The 19494-nt window shown below is 67.6% G+C and carries 16 protein-coding genes and 1 tRNA gene; 7 read left to right on the top strand and 10 right to left on the bottom strand.

Annotated elements, in window-relative coordinates:
- Nucleotides 1–20: 20 nt before the first annotated feature.
- Nucleotides 21–2129, bottom strand: coding sequence for an adenylate/guanylate cyclase domain-containing protein (locus QZ951_RS04255; RefSeq protein ID WP_292998892.1), 2109 nt, complete (start codon nt 2127–2129; stop codon nt 21–23).
- 561 nt (nt 2130–2690) lie between these two features.
- Here QZ951_RS04255 and QZ951_RS04250 point away from each other — a divergent pair.
- The 4 genes from QZ951_RS04250 (at nt 2691) to QZ951_RS04235 (ending at nt 7247) form a co-directional block, all read left to right on the top strand.
- Nucleotides 2691–3911: an efflux RND transporter periplasmic adaptor subunit gene (locus tag QZ951_RS04250; protein WP_292998891.1), complete on the top strand. Its 1221-nt coding sequence runs from the start codon at nt 2691–2693 to the stop codon at nt 3909–3911.
- Nucleotides 3912–3981: 70 nt separating this feature from the next.
- Nucleotides 3982–4665 carry an ABC transporter ATP-binding protein gene (locus QZ951_RS04245; RefSeq protein WP_292998889.1) on the top strand — a complete coding sequence of 228 codons (684 nt, stop codon included), beginning with the start codon at nt 3982–3984 and terminating at the stop codon, nt 4663–4665.
- A 148-nt stretch (nt 4666–4813) separates the two neighbouring features.
- On the top strand, nt 4814–5971 hold the full coding sequence (locus QZ951_RS04240) for an FtsX-like permease family protein (protein WP_292998887.1): 1158 nt from the start codon (nt 4814–4816) through the stop codon (nt 5969–5971).
- Between the two features lie 91 nt (nt 5972–6062).
- Entirely contained in the window at nt 6063–7247 is a 1185-nt protein-coding gene (locus tag QZ951_RS04235) for an ABC transporter permease (RefSeq protein WP_292998885.1), read from the top strand.
- A gap of 46 nt (nt 7248–7293) precedes the next feature.
- Here the strand turns inward: QZ951_RS04235 and QZ951_RS04230 are convergent, their stop codons facing one another.
- The 3 genes from QZ951_RS04230 to QZ951_RS04220 form a co-directional block, all read right to left on the bottom strand.
- Nucleotides 7294–8013 (bottom strand): hypothetical protein, encoded by a 720-nt coding sequence (locus QZ951_RS04230; RefSeq protein ID WP_292998884.1) that lies wholly within the window; start codon nt 8011–8013, stop codon nt 7294–7296.
- Nucleotides 8014–8047: 34 nt separating this feature from the next.
- A complete protein-coding gene (gene shc / locus QZ951_RS04225) occupies nt 8048–10117 on the bottom strand; it encodes a squalene--hopene cyclase (RefSeq protein ID WP_292998883.1) in 2070 nt (689 codons plus the stop codon).
- Nucleotides 10118–10247: 130 nt separating this feature from the next.
- Entirely contained in the window at nt 10248–11321 is a 1074-nt protein-coding gene (locus QZ951_RS04220) for a phytoene/squalene synthase family protein (protein WP_292998882.1), read from the bottom strand.
- Here QZ951_RS04220 and QZ951_RS04215 point away from each other — a divergent pair.
- Nucleotides 11314–11514 carry a hypothetical protein gene (locus tag QZ951_RS04215; RefSeq protein ID WP_292998880.1) on the top strand — a complete coding sequence of 67 codons (201 nt, stop codon included), beginning with the start codon at nt 11314–11316 and terminating at the stop codon, nt 11512–11514. The two genes, QZ951_RS04220 and QZ951_RS04215, sit on opposite strands and share 8 nt — an antisense overlap.
- Nucleotides 11515–11627: 113 nt before the next feature.
- Here the strand turns inward: QZ951_RS04215 and QZ951_RS04210 are convergent, their stop codons facing one another.
- Nucleotides 11628–12179, bottom strand: coding sequence for an adenine phosphoribosyltransferase (locus tag QZ951_RS04210; protein ID WP_292998878.1), 552 nt, complete (start codon nt 12177–12179; stop codon nt 11628–11630).
- 269 nt (nt 12180–12448) lie between these two features.
- Here QZ951_RS04210 and QZ951_RS04205 point away from each other — a divergent pair, with 269 nt between their 5' ends.
- Entirely contained in the window at nt 12449–13348 is a 900-nt protein-coding gene (locus QZ951_RS04205; RefSeq protein WP_292998877.1) for a polyprenyl synthetase family protein, read from the top strand.
- Here QZ951_RS04205 and QZ951_RS04200 read toward each other — a convergent pair.
- The 3 genes from QZ951_RS04200 to QZ951_RS04190 all read right to left on the bottom strand — a co-directional run bounded on the left by QZ951_RS04200 (nt 13342) and on the right by QZ951_RS04190 (nt 16629).
- Nucleotides 13342–14853, bottom strand: a complete 1512-nt coding sequence (locus tag QZ951_RS04200) for a VCBS repeat-containing protein (protein WP_292998860.1) — start codon at nt 14851–14853, stop codon at nt 13342–13344. The two genes, QZ951_RS04205 and QZ951_RS04200, sit on opposite strands and share 7 nt — an antisense overlap.
- Before the next feature lie 520 nt (nt 14854–15373).
- Nucleotides 15374–16174 carry a TIGR03084 family metal-binding protein gene (locus QZ951_RS04195; RefSeq protein WP_292998858.1) on the bottom strand — a complete coding sequence of 267 codons (801 nt, stop codon included), beginning with the start codon at nt 16172–16174 and terminating at the stop codon, nt 15374–15376.
- Nucleotides 16175–16539: 365 nt separating this feature from the next.
- Nucleotides 16540–16629, bottom strand: a tRNA-Ser gene (locus tag QZ951_RS04190).
- Between the two features lie 230 nt (nt 16630–16859).
- On the opposite strand from QZ951_RS04190, the gene mltF reads away from it, so the two are divergent.
- A complete protein-coding gene (gene mltF, locus QZ951_RS04185; RefSeq protein WP_292998856.1) occupies nt 16860–18281 on the top strand; it encodes a membrane-bound lytic murein transglycosylase MltF in 1422 nt (473 codons plus the stop codon).
- Here the strand turns inward: mltF and QZ951_RS04180 are convergent.
- Together QZ951_RS04180 and QZ951_RS04175 are read right to left on the bottom strand one after the other, a co-directional pair.
- A complete protein-coding gene (locus QZ951_RS04180) occupies nt 18232–18591 on the bottom strand; it encodes a (2Fe-2S) ferredoxin domain-containing protein (protein ID WP_292998854.1) in 360 nt (119 codons plus the stop codon). The genes mltF and QZ951_RS04180 overlap by 50 nt on opposite strands.
- On the bottom strand, nt 18588–19352 hold the full coding sequence (locus tag QZ951_RS04175) for a YdiY family protein (RefSeq protein ID WP_292998852.1): 765 nt from the start codon (nt 19350–19352) through the stop codon (nt 18588–18590). The genes QZ951_RS04180 and QZ951_RS04175 overlap by 4 nt, the downstream gene beginning before the upstream one ends.
- Nucleotides 19353–19494 lie beyond the last annotated feature (142 nt).

The following is a 19494-nucleotide window of genomic DNA, read 5'->3' as shown; positions in this document are numbered from 1 at the left end:
GGCGGCGGAGCGCTCGAAGGTCAGCTTGCGCCGATGCCGGCCTTGCGGCAGAACGCAATGAAGCGCGGGTCCTTGCGGTAGGCCGCAAAAAACGGATCCAGCCGCACGCCGGTCGCGGCCGGGTCGCGCATTTCGAGCGACTTGACGAGCCATTCGAACGCGCGGTCCGGCTCCTGTCGCAGCGCGTAGATGCTGGCGATCTGGAACGCGCCGTCGTGGGTGTGGGCATCGATGAACTGACGCAGGCTGGCATCGGCCGCGCCCTGGTCGCCGAGTTTCTGCCGCGCCAGCGCCATCGCGTAGTCGCGCCAGTAGTCATCCGGCTCGCGCAGCGCATCGAGCAGTGCGGCATCCGGGCGGCCGCGCATGATCTGGATCATCGCCAGATGCTGGTACTGCGTTGCGGCGGTCGGCTGCAGTTCCAGTGCCTTGCGCACCGAGGCGTCGGCATCGTCGAAACGGCCCTGCGCCATCTGGAACACGGACAGGTAGTAGTAGCCGCGGAAGCCCAGCGGATCGAGCAGGAATGCGCGCCGCACCATCGTCACGGCATCATCGAGCCGGCCCAGCGCGCCGAGCACATAGGCCAGCCGGTGCTTGGGGCCCGCCTCGGTCGGCGCCAGTTCCACCGCGCGGCGCAGTTCGCGTTCGGCGCCATCCAGATCGAGGTCGGCAATCATCAGCAGCCAGCCGAGCGCGGCATGACCTTCGGCCAGTGCCGGATCGAGCATCAGCGCCTTCTCGACCGCCGCATGGGCCTTGCCGTAGGCCTCGCGCACCTCGTCGCCGGCCATGTAGTTGCCGGCGAGATGGCCCCAGGTCGCGCCCAGCTTGGCCCATGCCAGCGCGTAGGCGGGATCGAGCTGTGTCGCCTGCGCGTAGTAGTCGATCGCCTTGCGCCAGTTGTCGCGGTCGTTGCGCTCGTAATAGAAATTGCCGAGCAGCAGCGCGTTGTAGGCGTTGAGGTTCGCTTCGCGCGAGGCGCTGTGCGTCTCGTTGTCGATCAGCTTCAGCTTCAGCGCCTCGGCCACCGCCTGCGCAATCTCGACCTGCACCGCGAAGATGTCCTTGATCTGCCGGTCGAACGTCTCCGACCAGACCTGGCTGCCATCGCCGGCGTTGACCAGCTGCGCGATGATCCGCACTCGATCGCCCTGCCGGCGGACGCTGCCTTCCAGCAGGTTGCCGACCTTCAGCATCTCGCCGACCACGCGCGCATCGGACGGGCGATTCTTGAACTGGAACGAGGAATTGCGGCCGATCACGCGCAGCTCGCGCACCTGCGCGAGGGCGGAGATCAGCTCCTCGGTCAGGCCATCGGAAAAGTATTCGTTGTTCGGATCGTCGCTCTGGTTGACCAGCGGCAGCACCGCGATCGACGCCCGCTCGAGCTTCTCCAGCGATGCCGGCCGAGCGGCAAGCGCCAGCGGCGGTGGCCGCGCGCTGTCCTGCGCCGATGACGTAGCCGCACCATGCACGCCGAACCAGTAGCCGCCCAGGGCCAGCAGCGCGAACGCGATCGCGGCGATGGTGTACCCGCGCGCGCGCCGGTCCACCTCGGCCACGCTGTCGGCTTCCGGCAGCGCGGCGGCGGCCGCTTCGTCACTGTCCAGCCCTTCGGCTTCCACGACGAACACTTCGACCGGATGCGTGATGTTCTTCAGCTTCGGAAAGCCGATCGAGCGCCAGTCCAGATTGAAGCGCTGCCGCACCAGTCCGAGCACCGCACCGGACAGGCTCAGGCCCCCTTGCGGCGATAGCGGCAGCAGGCGCGCCGCGATGTTCACGCCATCGCCGTAGACATCGTTGTCGCGATGCTCGACATCGCCCAGATGGATGCTCGCGCGCAGCACCACCGGCGGATCACCAGCGGCGCGGGCATTCTCCTCGCGCAGCCGGCGCTGGATCGCGATCACCGCCTGCACCGCCGCGAGCGCACTGCCGAATTCGAGCAGGAAGCTGTCGCCGCCGGTCTTGACCTCGATGCCCCCGAAGCGCGGCGCCACGGCGCGCACCACCGCCTTCTGCCGGTTCAGCAGCCGCTCGCCGAGCAGTTCGTCGCGATGAACGAACGCGCTGTAGTCGACGATGTCGGTGAAGACAATCGCGGCAAGGCGACGGCTCGGCATACGCTTGTCTGCTTTCAACCCGGCCCCCGCCAGACGCTGGTTCCCGAAGAACGTTGGCGGATCCCGCTCCGCTCAGCTTGATTGACAAATGTTAACGCAAGACTCGTGACAGGCCGTGTGTTTGCGGGCCGCGCGGATCGGCATTCACCGGCATGGCGAACGGCCGACGGACCGCTTCGCTGTGAACGAAAGGTGAGGCTTCGATCTGCGGCGATCTGCCGGTCGAATGAGCCACCCACCGCGACCAGCGCGGCGGGACGGTTGGGCAGAGCGCTTTGCTGCGTGCCGCGGTGCCGGCAGCGCGAACGCACCCGGCAGGCACCACCAGACCGGTATCGATCGAGCGCTGATGGGCGATGTCTGCCGCGCGCTCGGGGTGACAAACGTCAACCCGGCTTCGTGACGAACGAAACTGCTGCCCTCGGGCCGCATTTCCTATCCTGAAAGCCGTTGGAAGCGGGTGGAAACCGGCCCTGGGTGCCTGCGTACGGGCCGGTTTCTCCCTATGCTAGCTGCACCTTTTTTTGACCCCTTTCGCAGGTTATGGACGATAAAGCCGCATTGCTCAACCAGCTCCGTATCGATCGCAGCGACGAACCGGAAAGCGGTGGTCGGCCGTGGCTGAAATGGCTGCTGGTGCTGGTGCTGCTGATCGCGCTGGCCGCCGGCGCCTATGCCTGGTTCGCACCCCCGCCGGGGGTGCCGGTGACGGTGGTGACGGCGCGGGCGATTGCCGGCAGCGGTGCTGCCGCTGGTGGTTCGCTGCTGGATGCCGCGGGTTACGTCGTGGCACGACGGGCGGCGACGGTCTCGGCCAAGGTCACGGGCAAGGTCACCGAGGTGTTGATCGAGGAAGGCAGCCGGGTGGAGGCCAATCAGGTGGTCGCGCGGCTCGATGACACCAACATCCGGGCGTCGCTGAACCAGACGCAGGCGCAGCTCGAGGCGCAGCGGGCGCAGCTGCAGCAGGTGCGGGTCAATCTGGCGAATGCCGAGCGCGATGTCGCGCGCCGGAAGGGGCTGGTGGAGCAGAAGTTCATCAGCCCGGCGGAACTGGATGTGGCGCAGACCTCGCTCGACAGCCTGCGCGCGTCGCTGGCGACGACGCAGCGCAACGTCGAGGTCGCGCAGCGCGGCGTCGAACTGGCGCAGCGCAATCTCGACGACACCACGGTGCGCGCGCCGTTTGCCGGCGTGATCACGGTGAAGGCGGCGCAGGTCGGCGAGATCGTGTCGCCGCTGTCGGCCGGTGGCGGCTTCACCCGCACCGGCATCGGCACCGTGGTCGACATGGATTCGCTGGAAGTGGAAGTCGACGTCAACGAGAACTTCATCAACCGGGTGAAGTCCGGCCAGCCGGCCGTGATCAAGCTCAATGCCTATCCGGACTGGGCCATTCCGGCGTCGGTGATCGCGGTGATTCCGACCGCGGACCGGGCCAAGGCGACGGTCAAGGTGCGCGTCGCGTTCAAGGAGAAGGACGAGCGCGTGCTGCCGGAAATGGGCGCCCGCGTGTCGTTCCTGAGCGATGCGCCGGCCGAAGGCGCGCCCAAGCCGAGCGGTGTGCTGGTGCCGGCCGATGCCGTGCTCGGCACCGGCGACACGGGCGCGGTGTTCCTGGTCAGGGGCACGACGGTCGAGCGGCGCGCGGTGAAGCTCGGCGCGAAGACCGGCAGCGACTACACGGTGATCGGCGGACTGAGCGCCGGCGATGCGCTGGCGGTCGGTGACCTCGCGAAGCTCGGCGATGGCGCGCGCATCGTCATCCGGAAAGCCCCGTAGGCCTTCTGGAATCCATTCAGCAACTCATTCGGCAACACTTGCATTTCATCGGCAGCACTCGGAGCAGCTCATGACGGCCCTGGTATCGATTCGCGGCGTTTCCAAGCGCTACACGCGCGGCAAGCAGACGGTGGAAGTGCTGCAGAAGCTGAATCTGGACATTGCGCAGGGTGATTTCCTGGCGCTGATGGGGCCATCCGGCTCCGGCAAGACCACGCTGCTGAACCTGATCGGCGGGCTCGACAAGCCCAGCGACGGCGAAGTGATGGTCGACGGCAAGCGCATCGATACCCTGTCTGCCGGCGATCTCGCCAAGTGGCGTGCGCGCCATGTCGGCTTCGTCTTCCAGTTCTACAACCTGCTGCCGGTGCTGACCGCCGAAGCCAATGTCGAACTGCCGCTGCTGCTGACCAACCTCAGCAAGGCGCAGCGCAAGAAGAACGTGGCGGCAGCCCTGGCCGTGGTCGGCCTCGCGGACCGTGCGGGCCACAAGCCGAACGAGCTGTCCGGCGGTCAGGCGCAGCGTGTGGCGATTGCCCGCGCGCTGGTCGCCGACCCGACCCTGCTGGTCTGCGACGAGCCGACCGGCGATCTCGATCGCAAGACGGCGGATGAAATCCTGAACCTGCTGCAGACGCTGAACCGCGACCACGGCAAGACCATCGTCATGGTCACGCATGACGCGAAGGCGGCGGAGTTCGCCTCGCACCAGCTGCACATGGACAAGGGCGCGCTGGTAGGAGAGGCGCCTTAATGGCGCGTCTCCTGCCAGCGCGGCCCGCACAGGGATGTGCGGGCAGGGGTTTGGACGTGAGTGCGCCGTCGCGCCAGGGATGGCAGGACGCTCATGCCGCGAGAGGCCTCGCCAACAAGACGTCCAAAAACACTGTCGGAGAACACCGATGAGATACCTGCCGCTGGTCTGGGCCAGCCTGTTCCACAAGAAGACCCGCCTGATCCTGACGCTGCTGAGCCTGATCATGGCCTTCATGCTGTTCGGGCTGCTGCAGGCGGTGAACGTGCTGTTCAACTCGGGCGCCGATTTCGTCGGCGCCAATCGCCTGATCACGCAGGCCAAGGTCAGCTTCACGCAGCCGCTGCCGCTGAGCCTGCTGCCGCGCATCGAGTCGATTCCGGGTGTCGCGCGCGTGGCCTATTCGCAGTTCTTCGGCGGCATCTATCAGGACGAGCGCAACTTCTTCCCGCAGTTCGCGGTGGACCCGGATCGCCTGCTCGACAGCTATCCGGAATGGAAACTGCCGCCGGACCAGCGCGAAGCCTTCGTGCGGACCAAGACCGGCGCGATCGTCGGCCGCAAGCTGGCCGAGAAATTCGGCTTCAAGATCGGCGACAAGGTGCCGCTGAAGTCGTTCATCTTCACCACCAAGGACGGCTCGCGCGCCTGGGAGTGGGACGTCGTCGGCATCTTCGACGGCCAGGACGATGACTGGCAGGGCCGTTCGAGCCTGATGTACCTGAACTTCGGCTACTTCGACGAGAACCGGCAGTTCGGCCAGGGCGGCGCCGGCGTCTACATCGTCCGCGTCGCCGATCCGAACCAGTCGGAAGCGATCGCGAAGGCGATCGACACGCAGTTCGAGAACTCGCCGGACGAGACCAAGACCCAGACCGAAAAGGACTGGAACCTGGGCTTCGCGCGCCAGATCGGCGACATCGGCCTGATCGTCACCGCCATTCTGGGTGCCGTGTTCTTCACCATCCTGCTGGTCACCGGCAACACCATGAGCCAGGCGGTGCGCGAGCGCATTCCGGAGTTCGCGGTGCTGAAGACACTCGGTTTCAGCGACGGCAAGGTCACCGCGCTGGTGCTGGCCGAAGCGCCGGCGCTGTGCCTGCTCGGCGGCGTCATCGGCATGGTCCTGGCGATGGGCGCGGCGAAGGGGCTCGGGGCCGTGCTCGGCGGCGCGCCGGTGGCGGTGCAGGGCAAGGTCTGGATCGAGGCACTGGTGACGATGCTGCTGCTCGCCTTCGCCATCGGCATCTTCCCGGCGCTGCGGGCGCGGCGCCTGCAGATCGTCGATGCGCTGGCCGGCCGGTGATGCTTGCACTGGTTTGCAGTCTGAATCCCGATTTCCATCGGCCGTCCGCGTGGCGCGTGTCCCCGTACGACCGGCATTGGAGTGACCGCTGATGAAATTCCTGTCGCAGACCCTGAAGCTGATCACCATCAACCTGAAGAGCGTGCCGGCGCGCTGGGGCGCGACGCTGGTCATCGTCGTCGGCCTGGCCGGTGTCGTCGGCGTGATCACGGCACTGCAGTCGATGTCGCAGGGCATGGTCGCCACGCTGCGCGCCACCGGCAGCCCGGATCGCGCGATCGTGCTCAGAGGCGGCTCGAACTCGGAACTGTCGAGCTTCTTCACGCGCGATCAGGCCATCGTCATCGAGCAGGCGCCCGGGGTTGCCAAAGGGGCTGATGGCAAGCCGCTGGCTTCCGGCGAGATCATCGTGATCGCCGAGCGCAAGCTGCGGCGTTCGGGCACGGACAGCAATGTCTCGATGCGCGGCGTCGGACCGGCCGGCTTCGCGATGCGGCCGGAACTCAAGATCGTCGAAGGCCGCGCGTTCCAGCCGGGCCTGCAGGAAATCATCGTCGGCAAGAAAGCGCAGGAGCAGTTTCTGGGCCTTGAGGTTGGGTCGAAAGTGCAGATTCGCGGCTCGGAATGGAACGTCGTCGGCGCGTTCACCTCCAACGGCGATGCCCATGAATCGGAAGCGATGGTCGACATCGAGACCGCGCAGTCGGCGTTCCGGCGCAACGGCTATTCGTCGCTCCTCGTGAAGCTCGACGATCCGGCGGAGTTCGAGGCGTTCAAGGACAGCCTGACCACCGATCCGCGCCTGCAGGTCGATGTCCAGAAGGAGGTCGAGTACTTCTCCGCGCAGTCGCGCAACTTCACGCGGACCATCGGCGTGCTGGTCTCGGTGGTCGGCGTGATCATGGGCCTGGGCGCGGTGTTCGCCGCGCTGAACACGATGTACTCGGCGATCGCGGCGCGCACGGTGGAGATCGCGACGCTGCGCGCACTCGGCTTCGGCGGCGGTGTCGTGGTGCTGGCGACGATTGCCGAAGCGATGACCCTGGCACTGATCGGTGGCCTGATCGGCGGCGCCGGCGCCTATCTGTTCTTCAACGGCTACACGGTGTCGACGCTCGGCGCCGGCTTCACGCAGGTGGCGTTCAGCTTCCGCGTGACTCCGCAACTGCTCGCGAACGGCCTGATCCTGAGCCTGTTCGTCGGCTTCCTCGGCGGCTTCTTCCCGGCGCTGCGCGCGGCGCGGATGCAGATCGCGACGGCGTTGCGGGCGGCTTGAACCGGTCGCGTCGGGGGTTCACCCGACGCGAAAGTCGATTGCCGGACTACGCCTGAAACGCGAAATCCGGCACGGCCCTGCAGATCGCCTTCAGGCTGCCGGACGCGGCACCGAACGAGCGTGCCAGCCCCGGCAGCTTGCCGATCTGCCACGGCGCCTTGATCAGGCCGCTGAGCATCACGGCCGCCTTCGGACGACCGTACGCGTCGACTCCGTCGATCACCGCCAGCGGCAAGGTCGCTTCGGCGTCATCGACGATCGCGCGCAGCGCAAGGAACGGCAGGCCGCGGGCATTGGCGACATCGCCGACCGCGGAGCTTTCCTGATCCACCGCCACCGCCTTGCTTTGCGTGTGCGCGAGGAACTTGATCCCGGCGTTCAAGAGGGTCTGGCGCGTGGTCAGCAGCGCGCCGTCGACCAGTTCGAGCTCGGCCTCGGCGCAGCGGGCTGCAAGGCGCGCGCGCCAGGCGAGATCGATGTCGACCGTGTGCGTGTCCATGAACAGCACGCGGCTCGGGCAGACGACGTCGCCCGGTGCCAGTGCCGGGTCCAGGCCACCGGCGGTGCCGAAGCTCAGCAGCGCGGCGCAGCCGGCATCGGCCAGCGCCTCGGCCGCGGCACGGGCTGCCGCCTCGCCGATCCCCGAAACGTGGATCAGCAGCTCGGGCCCGCGCTCGGTGTTGAGACCGGGCTTCGGCGAGCGCAGGCCGAGCGCCTTCGCTTCCGACAGCAGCGCCACCACGACGCCGACCGGCGAGGCAGTCATCGCGAAATCACCGGCCGGTCGTGACGCGCGGCACTCAGGCCGCGGCGCGGCGGGCGCGCAGCATGCGGTAGCGCGCCATCGCCCACAGCGGGAAGTAGGCGTCGTAGCCGTAGTACTTCATGTAGAACACGCGCGGGAAGCCCGGCGCGTTGTGGCCCGGGTCGTGCCACAGGCCGGCGTAGCGACCGTCGGCATGCTGGTTGGCGATCAGCCATTCGATGCCGCGTGCCACTGCCGGATGCTCGGCGCCGACGATCGCCATCAGCGCCAGCACGGCCCACGAGGTGCTGTTCGGCGTGCTGATGTTGCCGATCTCCGTACCCGCCGGGCCAGGCATCGTGCCGCTCAGCGCCGGGTCCAGATAGGTGTCGTTGGTCTCGCCCCAGCCGCCGTCGTCGTTCTGCTTCGATTCGAGATAGCGGATGGCCTTGGCGATGTACGGCGCCGTCGGCTTCTCGCCGACCAGTGCCAGACCGGCCAGCGCCGACCAGGTGCCGTAGATGTAGTTGGTGCCCCAGCGGCCCCACCACGAGCCGTCCGGCTGCTGCGACTTCTTCAGGTACGCGATGCCGCGCTTGATCGCGGGGGCGTCTTCCTTGCGCTTGATCACGCCGAGGAAGGCCAGCACGCGGCCGGTGACGTCCTCGGTCGGCGGGTCGAGCATCGCCTTGTGATCGGCGAACGGGATCGAGTTGATCCAGTGGTGCGTGTTGTCGGCGTCGTACGCGCCGAAGCCGCCGTTCTTGGACTGCAGGCCCACCAGCCAGTCCGCCGCGCGCGACACCGATTCGCGGTGGCGGTTGGCGCCGACGCCGTCGCGACCCGTCAGGTGCAGGGCACCGGCGATGACGGCGGTGTCGTCGAGGTCCGGGTAGTACTCGTTCCAGTACTGGAAGGCCCAGCCGCCCGGCTGCAGGTTCTTGTCCGGTGCGGATTCGATCCAGTCGCCGACGTGGTCGAGGATCTGGCGCGGCAGCAGCCAGTCTTCGGCACGGCGGATCGATTCGCGCGTCTTCGCGCGGCTGGAGCCGTCCGGCGAATCGGCGTGCATCAGCGCCATCACCGCCCAGCCGGTATCCCAGGTCGGCGAGAGGCACGGCTGCACGTAGGCGCTGCCGTCCGGGCATTCCTGCACCAGCTTCTGGATCGACTTCAGGCACGTCGCGCGCAGCGGGTGGTCCTTCGGATAGCCGAGCAGGGCCAGCGCCTCGTAGGCGTTGACCATCGCCGGGAAGATGCCGTTGATGCCGTCCTCGCCGTTCAGGCGGGCGATGAACCAGTGCTCGGCCTTTTTCAGCGCCAGCTTGCGCAGCGGCTTGGTCCAGTAGCGATCGAGCGAGCGGCCGAGGCGATCGAGCGCCAGGAACGACTTCGCGAACAGCGTGTCGTTGCGGAACCAGTCGGTCTCTTCCGACGGCGGCCGCACGAACAGTTCCGGGATGTGCACGCCGTTCGGATTCTTGGCCTTGGCCTTCAGCGAGCACAGGATGAACAGCGGCACCATGACCGCGCGCGCCCAGGTCGCGACCTTGTAGATCTCGAACGGGAACCAGCGCGGGAACAGCACGATCTCGACCGGCACATACGGGGCTGCATCCCACGACACCTGCTCGAACATCGCCAGCAGGATGCGGGTGAAGACGTTGGCGCGCGCGGCGCCGCCGAGCGCGAGGATCGCTTCGCGGGCCCGCACCATGTGCGGCGCGTTGATGTCATCGCCGGCGCACTTCAGCGCGTAGTAGCTCTTGACCGTGCACGAGATGTCGATGGCGCCGGCCGTGGCGTAGTTGCGGTACTGCGGCCAGCCGCCGTGGCCGGTGCCGGCGCTGCCATCCGGGCCATCGAGCACCTGCTGGGCACGGATGAACTTGGCAAGGCGCGCCTGCAGGCCCAGGTCGATCTCATCCATGAAATGCATCATCAGGATGTATTCGGCCGGAATGGTGCAGTCGGCCTCGAACTCGAAGCACCACTCGCCGTCCGGCTTCTGCAGCGCGATCAGGGCGTCGCGGGCGGTGTCGATGGCGGCGTTGAGCTGGGCGTCGCGTCCGGCCAGCGGGTTGCTGGCGGTCCGGCGGGAACGGGCGGCGGCGGGTACGGTCATCGTCTGGCTCGTGTTGTCAGCAGCATTCGGGGCGGGATTCGGGAAAGGACGATCCGGCCGTGTTCGCCGGTCGTCAGGCTGGAACCGGGCCCGCCGACCCACTCGCGGTGGAGTCGCGGCGGGCTCGTCATCAGGCTTCCAGCGGTGCCTGGGCAGGCGTCGTCACGATCTGCGGCAGGCCGGCGGCCGTGCGGCGGAACAGGAAGCGCAGCCAAGTGTTGCTGCGGATGCCGACGCGGGTCAGCGCCATCGTCCACATCACCGAGCGGCGCGAGATCTTGACGTCGTTCGCGGTGCGGTAGCCCGGCGTGGCGACGATCTTGCGCAACGTCAGCAGCGCCATGCCGATGTTCCACGCGCAGAACTTGCGGATGCCGGTGTCGTTCGGCGAGATCGCCAGGGTGAACTCCAGCGCGTAGCCCAGCTGTGCATGGGTCACCGCCACCAGCTCGTGCAGCGCGCGCTGCACCGCTTCGCCCTGATTCGCCGGATCGACCTTGGCCATGTCGACGCCGTGCTGCTCGAACTCGCGGCGCGGCATCCAGCTGACGCCCCGGGCGCGGTCTTCCCAGATGTCCTTGAGGATGTTGGTCATCTGCAGGCCCTGGCCGAACGCCACGGCATAGCGCGCCAGATCGTCCTTGCGCTTCGCGGTTTCCGGCGAGTACTCGCAGAACAGGTCGCGCAGCATTTCGCCGACGACGCCGGCGACGTAATAGCAGTAGCGACCGAGTTCGTTCAGATCGCGCAGGCCGTCGGGCCCGGCGTGCTGCTGGAAGCGGTGCATGCCGCGGCACATGATGCGCAGGCAGCGTTCGATGGCGCGACGCGCGTTCGGCGCGTAGCTGTTGGTCATCGTCAGCACCAGCTGCGTGTTCTTGACCAGCTCCATCTCGGTCGGCAGCGTGGCCGACGACAGCTTCGGCAGCAGCTCGTCGACGAACGCGACGACGGTGCCGCGGCCGGCGACGAGATCGGCGAACTGCTCGGTCAGCCGCACCTTGTCATCGGCGCCGATGGCCGGATCGTCCTCGATGGTGTCCGCGATCCGGCACAGCAGGTAGGCATTCGCCACCACGCCGCCGAGCGGCTGCGGCAGCTGCGGGATGGTCAGCGCAAACGTGCGCGACACGCCCGGTAGGATGTGATCCTGGAACGCGGACGCGATCAGCAACGCATCCGTGGTTGTGTGCTCAATGGTCATCAAGAATGTCGGGACGGTCGCCGGCTATGGCCAGGATCGCAGCCGCGATGTCGGTTCCCAGCGCCGAATCGAGCGGATCATGTTGCGAGTGTCGGCGTGGTGTCACGAAAACGGTGCATGCCCGCCGGCCTTTTCTGTCGACATTCTAACAATCTTGCGTGCAATTTCGTCGAATCCTTCGATCCGCCAGTGATTTGGATGAATTTCCTGCCGCAATCGACACCGATCGCAGCAAGATGATGACTGGACCGTGTGGACGGCGCGGGATCGCTGCGCCGATGCCTCAATGCTCGACGGCAACCCGGATCATCTGAAGACGACGAGGCTTTCGACCGGCGCCGACAGTCGCGCACGGCCGGAAAGGAATGCCAGTTCGATCGGGAACGCCGCGCAGGCCACGATGCCGCCGAGCCGCGCGATCAGGGTTGCCACCGCTTCCGCCGTGCCGCCGGTGGCGAGCACATCATCGATGATCGCGTAGCGGCTGCCGGCGACGATGGCATCGGCATGGACTTCGAGCCGGTCCTCGCCGTATTCGAGCTGGTAGCTGACCGATTCGGTCCTGCGCGGCAGCTTGCCCGGCTTGCGCACCACGATCAGCGGCAGGCCCAGATGCGTGGCCAGCGGCGCGCCGAAGATGAAGCCGCGCGATTCGATCGCGACCAGCGCGGTCACCCCGTGGGCGCGCACGCGCTCGCCGAGCGCGGCGATGCAGGTGCGGAACCCGTCCGGGCTTTCGAGCAGCGGCGTGATGTCCTTGAACAGGATGCCGGGCTTCGGGAAGTCCGGCACATCGCGGATCAGGCCGGTGAGGATGGCGGCGGTTTCGGCAGGGTTGTCGGCAGCGTTCAGCATCATGTTCGGGGTCGTGAGGTCGGGAGGGACAGCAGCAGGGTTCCGCCGCGCTTCGCTTGTCGGCCCGGCGGCGTTCGGTTCAAACTGCGCGGCCCTGAACGGCCCGGCAGCCGTCATGGCCTGTCATTCGCGCCGGGTCGGCCCGCGATCCGGCAGTCATCGCCTGCGAAAACCACGCCAGATCGCGCCCTGTCCGCGGCGCGAAGTCTGGCAGCTTGCCGCCACCGCTGTCAGCCCGTCGACGGCACCCACTTCCAATCAGAGCCTTGCCCGTGACCTCAGCCGCTTCGTTCCAGACCCGCGTGTCCGAATACCGCAGCCGCTTCGACCGCGTGCTCGATTCGACCCTGCCGCCGGCCTCGACCGATCCGGTGCTGCTGCACGAAGCGATGCGCTACGCCTGCAACGGCGGCAAGCGCCTGCGCGCCTTGCTGGTCTACGCCGCCGGCGAAGCGCTGGGCCTGCAGCCGGGCGATCTCGACGCGCCCGCCGTGGCGGTCGAACTGATCCACGCCTATTCGCTGGTACACGACGACCTGCCGGCGATGGACGACGATGACCTGCGCCGCGGCCAGCCGACGGTGCACAAGGTCTATGACGAGGCGATGGGCATCCTCGTCGGCGATGCCCTGCAGACATTGGCGTTCGAAGCCCTGACCCGCCGCATCCCGACCGATGGCATCGGCGCCCAGCGGCTGCTGCAGGTCGTGGCGGCACTCGGCTTCGCCTCCGGCTCGCTCGGCATGGTCGGCGGGCAGGCGGTCGACATCGAATCCGAAGGCAAGAAGATTCCGCTGGAGCGCCTGCAGTCGCTGCACGCGCGCAAGACCGGCGCGCTGATCCTGTGCTGCCTGCGGATGCCGACCGCGCTCGCCGCGCCGGACGCGGTCGTGGTCAAGGCACTGGAGGACTACGGCCGCCTGCTCGGGCTGGCCTACCAGATCCAGGACGACGTCCTCGACATCACCCAGTCCACCGAACAGCTCGGCAAGACTGCGGGCAAGGACGTGGTGCAGGAGAAGTCGACCTACCCGGCGCTGCTCGGTTTCGATGCCGCGAAGGCGCTGGCGGCGAAGACCTTCGACGACGCCCGCAACGCCCTCGCGCCGCTAGGCGACAGCGCCGAAGGCCTGCGATGGCTGGCGCTGGAAATCGAAGGTCGCAATCACTGAGTCGCCCGTCGCGGCAGATCGGCCGCGACATCTTGCGCCGCGGCCGTCGTCGGCAATGCGATCGCCTGCGCCAACTGCCGGCTCCGCACGGCGCGTGACGCCATGAGCCGCGGAAACGGATGGCGGAACAGCGACAACGGCGCCGTCGCTTCGAGACCGCCCCCGGCTTCCGCCGCGAACGCCACCGGCTGCAGCGCCAGTTCGACCCGCCGGTCGCCATCGAAATCGGCCGCCACGATCAGCGCCTGCGCCCCCGGTGCCAGCAGCGGCACTTCGGGCAGCAGCCGCGCATGCGGACTGCCGCGCGGTGCGACATCGACCCGCATGCTGACGCCACCGGCGCCGCCGTGGGCGACGATCAGTTCCGGCCGGTCATCGCCGCGCAGATCGGCCAGTGCGATGGCGCCGGGCGCCGTCGCCGCGACTTCGACCGGATCCCCGTAGCGCCCGTCGCGATTGCGGAACAGCGCGATCCGGTCATCGGCCGGTTCGACGACGACGAGATCGGGCCGGCCATCGCCGTCGACATCACCGGCCGCGACACCGGTCACGCCGCGCCGCGCCGCCAGCGTCTGGTCGACCGAGAAGTTCACTGTCAGCACCGAGCTGTTGCGCAGGACGGTGACCGTGCCGCTGCCGGCATTGGACACCGCCAGATCGGTGCGCCCATCGCCATCGAAGTCGCTCGCGGCGACGCCGTTCGCGAGGTAGCCGGTCGGGAAGCGGCGGGCCGGCGCGAACTCGGTGTCGCGACGGCTGCTGACATTGACGCGCACGGCCAGCGACATCGGCAGGTCGGTTTCGTGGTCCAGCCGCTGCAGCGCGACGAGATCGGCAAGGCCGTCGCCGCTGACATCGACCAGAAGCAACGACGACGGCGGCGTGTCGATGTCCAGCAGCCCGCCCGACCGGAACATCGGCGCACCGGACGACACGGAAACATTGATCAGCAGCTCGGTCGCCGCTGCCGATTCGCTCGCCACCACGAGGTCGACTCGGCCGTCGCCGTCGATGTCGCCCGCTGCCAGCAGGCTGGCCGGATGGCCCAGCGCGAGCGTCACCGCGTGCGCCGGCTCGAATGCCGGCGGCTCGCCGGGACCGGAGCGCGCGACGCTGACCGACAGCTGCGCCGTCCGGGGATCAGCCGTGACCAGCTCCGGCAGGCCGTCGCCATCGAGATCGACCGCGAGCGTGGCGCGGCTGGTGATTACCGGCGCACCGGGCAGCGGCAAGGCCACCGGCATCGGCACGGCGGCGGTCACCGTCGACGACAGCTGGAGCCCGCTCAGGCTGGCGTGGCTGGCCGGGCGACCGACGTCGGCCTCGACCCGATCGGGCGTGGCCTCGTGCTCGAACACCGCAACGGCCGCGACGATCGCCCCGACGGCGAGCAACCCGCCGGCCAGCACGCGAGGTTTCCGGGCCAGCCCGCCGAAGGCGATGCGCGTGTCCCGCGGGGCCCCATGCGCGGGCTCGATCACCCGTGCCACTTCATCGTCAACCATCGTGTCTCGAGTCCTGACCGCCAGCGTTCCGCGGTCTGTCGCCGCATCCGACAAGAATGACAGTTCATTGAATCGCGGCCTGACCGCCGATCATTCGGCACTTCGCAACTGCGCAATGCGTCACACATGAGCGCGAAGTTCATCTGGCGTCGTCGGAAAAATGTCCGGACGGAAAGCTGACGTGCCGCGTGTAATCCGCGTTCATCGAGCGCGCGCCTGCCAGCGCAAGGCCTCGGCGGCCCGCTTCGCCGAGGCGGCGGCGTCACGCCACAAGCGGTAAATCTGCTTTCCCAAGAACCAGTTGATCTTTCAAACCGGTTGTTGCAGAGTCGCGGCACCACGCAGCACCCAGACAACAAAAAACCCCCTTTTGCAGGGGCAAGGTGCGAGAAAGGCTCTAAAGCCTGCTGGAGGAGATCCCCGCAACGCAGTTTCATTGGTAGCGCGTTGCACTGCCCCGCCGTTGTTGCGATGCAGCAGATCAAGCACCGCCAGCAGGCTGGTCCTTCCCGTACGAGCCTCAGGTCCGGCCGATGCGCGCTCCGGGCGGCGGTGGCGTCTCCGGCGGACCGGCAAAGCATTGCGCGATCGCCATCCATTGCGTGGCGACCGGCCCGGTGACGGCCAGCGCCGTGTCGGCAATGTTCCGGCCCTGTGTGACGACGTGGCAGAACTCGCTGGCAAGCCCTTCGACGCGCTCGCTGTCCGACGGCTCGTTCCACGTCCAGATCGCACCGGACGGCGCGATCAGCCGCACATGCGGCTCGACCGTCGGCACCGGCAGCCCGCGATTGCGGAACGTGAAGCGGAAGGTCTTGATCCCGAGCGTCGCGATCGCGCGGATGTCATCGCTGTAGACGCGCGGCTGGCCGAGCAGATCGTGGATGTCCTGCCCATGCGCCCAGGTCTCCATGTAGCGCGCGGTGATGAACGAGCGCACCCCCATGTCCGGCCCGAACCAGGCCAGCCGCGCATCCGGATCGAGTTGCCGCGCCTTGTCGAGCAACGACGCGAAGCACGCCTGCCAGGATTCGAGGATCGCCCGCCGCGGCCACGCCGCGAAATGCTCGCGCGTGTACTCGCGCAATCCCAGCTTGCGCTGCATCGCCGCGAACAGCGGCACCGCCGCCTTCGAGAACGCCGCCCGACCTTCGATCGACGCCAGCGCCCATTGATCCGACAGATGCAGGTGCGCGATCACGTCCCACACCGTCCACTGCTTGAACGGCGTCGCCCGATCCCAGTCGGCGTCGGTCATCGCCGCCACCAGCCCCTGCAAGTGCCGCCCCTCGGCCGCGAGTGCATCGATTTCGACCAGCATCTGTTGCTCCTGACTTGCCCGATCACCCGGCCGCGCCCGGGATCAACCCCCGGCGGCTGCCGCCGCTTCGAATCCCACCCTCGGCTTTTCCTTCGTACAAAAGAAAAAGGCCCATTCAAGGGGCCGACTTGCCCGATCAACCGGCCGCGCCCGGGATCAACCCCCGGCGGCTGCCGCCGCTTCGAATCCCACCCTCGGCTTTTCCGTCGTACAAAAGAAAAAGCCCCATTCAAGGGGCCGACTTGCCCGATCAACCGGCCGCGCCCGGCAGCAACCCCCGGCGGCTGCCGCCGCTTCGAATCCCACCCTCGGCTTTTCCGTCGTACAAAAGAAAAAGCCCCATTCAAGGGGCTTTTTCTTTTGTATGGCGGAGAGGGTGGGATTCGAACCCACGGTGCACTTGCGTACACGCCTGATTTCGAGTCAGGTACATTCGACCACTCTGCCACCTCTCCGGGGCGCCTCGCCTGCCTGTTTTGCGCCGATGGGTCGATACCGGACGCGGGCTTTTCAGCGACAGCCCGCCTATTCTATCAATCCAGCAGACGCGACGCAGGATTTTCTTGGCAGTTTTTTCATGGCCGGATTTTCCCGACGCGCGCGATGGTCGGGGAGACGACGACATGCGTACCGGAAGCATCCGAAGATGATGAGGCGACTGCGTCCGCTCCGGACGCATCGCGTCGTGCTGACCGCGCTGGTGCTGGCGATGCTGTCGACCTGCTCGCCGAAGCCCGGTTCGCTGACCCGCGTGATCGAAGGCGGCGTGCTGCGGGTGGCGACGACCAACAGCCCGACCACCTGCTACGACGGCCCGGCCGGGCCGACCGGCTACGAGTGCGACCTGCTGCGGGCATTCGCCGAGTCGATCGGCGTCAAGCTCCAGCTGGTCTATGTCGCCAACGGCGCGCAGGCGGTGGTCCGCGTCGCCAGCGGCCAGGTCGACATCGGTGCCGCCGGCCTGAACGTGACGCCGGCCTATGGCGCCATCGTGCGCTTTACCCGGCCGGTGCAGACCGTGCGCCAGCAGCTGGTCTATCGCGCCGATCGCGGCAAGCCGGCCGACCTCGACCATCTCGACGGCCAGCTCGCCGTGCCGGCCGGCAGCTCGATGGCCGAGCGTCTGGCGCAGATGCGGATCAAGCATCCCGACCTGATCTGGCTGGAAGTGCCGGATGCCGGCGCCAACGATCTGATCAGCCGCGTGGTCGATGGCGAACTGGCCTACACCGTCGCCAACTCCGATCTGATCGCGATCAATCAGCGCACGTCCACTCGCCTGCGGGTCGCGTTCGACCTCAGCGGCACCGAGAACGTGGCCTGGGCGCTGGCACCGACGACCGATGCCAAGGCACGGGACAGCCTGTTCGCCGCTGTCCAGAACTGGCTGCAGGCCTTGCCGGAAAAGGAGCTGGCCCGGGTGCGCGACCGGCACTTCGGGAAGTTCGAGAACGACGAGTATCAGGGCGTGGTACGGCTGGTGGCCGATGCCGAGGAACGTCTGCCGAAGTACCGCCAGTTCTTCGAGGACGCCGCCGAGCGCTACGGCCTGGACTGGCGCGCGCTGGCCGCCGTCGGCTATCAGGAATCGAAGTGGAACCCGGATGCGGTCAGCTTCACCGGCGTGCGCGGCATCATGATGCTGACGCTCGATACCGCCGAGCACATGGACGTGACCGACCGCGAGGACCCGCGGCAAAGCATCGAGGGGGGTGCCCGCTATCTGGCGCAGCTGCTGCGCAAGATGCCGCCCGGCGTGTCCGATCCCGATCGCACCTGGATGGCGCTGGCTGCCTACAACCAGGGCCTGGGTCATCTCGAGGATGCCCGCGTGCTGGCGCAGAAGGCCGGCAAGAATCCGAATCGCTGGGACGATGTCCGCGCCGCGTTGCCGCTGCTGGCGCAGGAGCGCTGGTATGTCGACACTCGCCACGGCTACGCCCGCGGTGGCGAGGCGGTGCACTTCGTCGACAACGTGCGCAGCTACTACGACCTGCTGGCCTGGGTCACCGGCGGCCGCTCGGTGGCGCCGAGCCCGGCCGCGCAGGCCGCAGCGGTCAAATCCGCAAGCGATCCACAGGACGGCCCTGCTGAAGGTGTTCGCTGACGATCTCGTCGATGTCGGCCTGATCCTTGTAGCGGTACCAGATGCCTTCCGGATAGACCACCATCACCGGGCCCAGCTCGCAGCGATCGAGGCAGCCGGCCTGGTTGACGCGGGCGCGGCCGACACCGGTCAGCGCAAGCTTCTTGACGCGGCTCTTGCAGTAGTCGCGCAGCGCGTTGGCGCCGTGATCCTCGCAGGATTCGCGGCCATCCGAACGCTGGTTGCAGCAGAAGAACACGTGATGCCGGTAATGGCTGGGCGCCGCGGCGCCGACCGGCAGTTCCGACAGTTTGACCAAGGGTTCGCTCATGCGGGTCCGAAGCTGTAGCCGAGATTGATGGTGCTGATCTGGTCGACGTGGCGCGTGTCGGCCGGCACTTCCGAGTTGTAGCGGATTTCGTGATTGAACGTCGCGAACAGGTTGCCGACGATCGTCAGCTTCAGCGACGTCACCGGGTTCACATAGACGTTGCTTTCGCTGACTTCGGTGCGCAAGGTCTGCGAAAACGTCGCGTTCGGCGAGATCACCCACGCGTAGGTCCCGCCAAACGTGCCGACGACACTGGTCTGCAAGCGGTTGCGATCGCCGGGACGGGTGCGGTTGGCACCGGCGCCCACTTCGAGATCGAGCCGGTGCGCAGGGCCTTTCAGCAGGTGGCGGCCGTAGCCGCCGGTCAGCGTGTAGCGCTCGGCAACACCGGCGAAACGATCGTTGTCGTAGCTGCCGATGGCGAACACGTAGTTGTCGGGATCGAGCTGGTAGTCGGTCTTGTTCGCGAACGAATAGCGTTCGTCGGTGGTCTGGCCATCCCGCGTGCCGCTGAATGCCAGCACCGTGGCCCGATTGCCCCAGTGACCGCGGCGATACTCGAGCGCTGCGCGGGCATTCACCGATCGGGTACTGGTGTTGCCGCTGGTGCTGACGAAGCCGAGCGCCAGTTCGCCGCGCCATGGCGACGCGGCTCGCGCCACCGCGGGCGCTGCAGCAGTCGTCGCCGACGCCTGCTCGTCGCCAGCGGCGCTGCTGTCGGCCGCAGGCTGTGCCTCGTCGGCATGGGCCTGAACAGCCATCAGCGAGAGCGCAAGGGCAGCGCACCACCGTCGTCGACGGCAGCGAATGAGCGCGGGTTTCATCATCGAATGGGTTTCCATGGGCATCGAAGTGGCGCGCGACGGATCGCGCGGCGGACCGCCATGCTAAGGTTTTTGGACG

The sequence above is a fragment of the Nevskia sp. genome, from assembly GCF_021732705.1.
Lineage (GTDB): Bacteria > Pseudomonadota > Gammaproteobacteria > Nevskiales > Nevskiaceae > Nevskia.
Note: the sequence above shows the minus strand (reverse complement) of the source record. Positions and strands in the feature narration are given on the sequence as shown.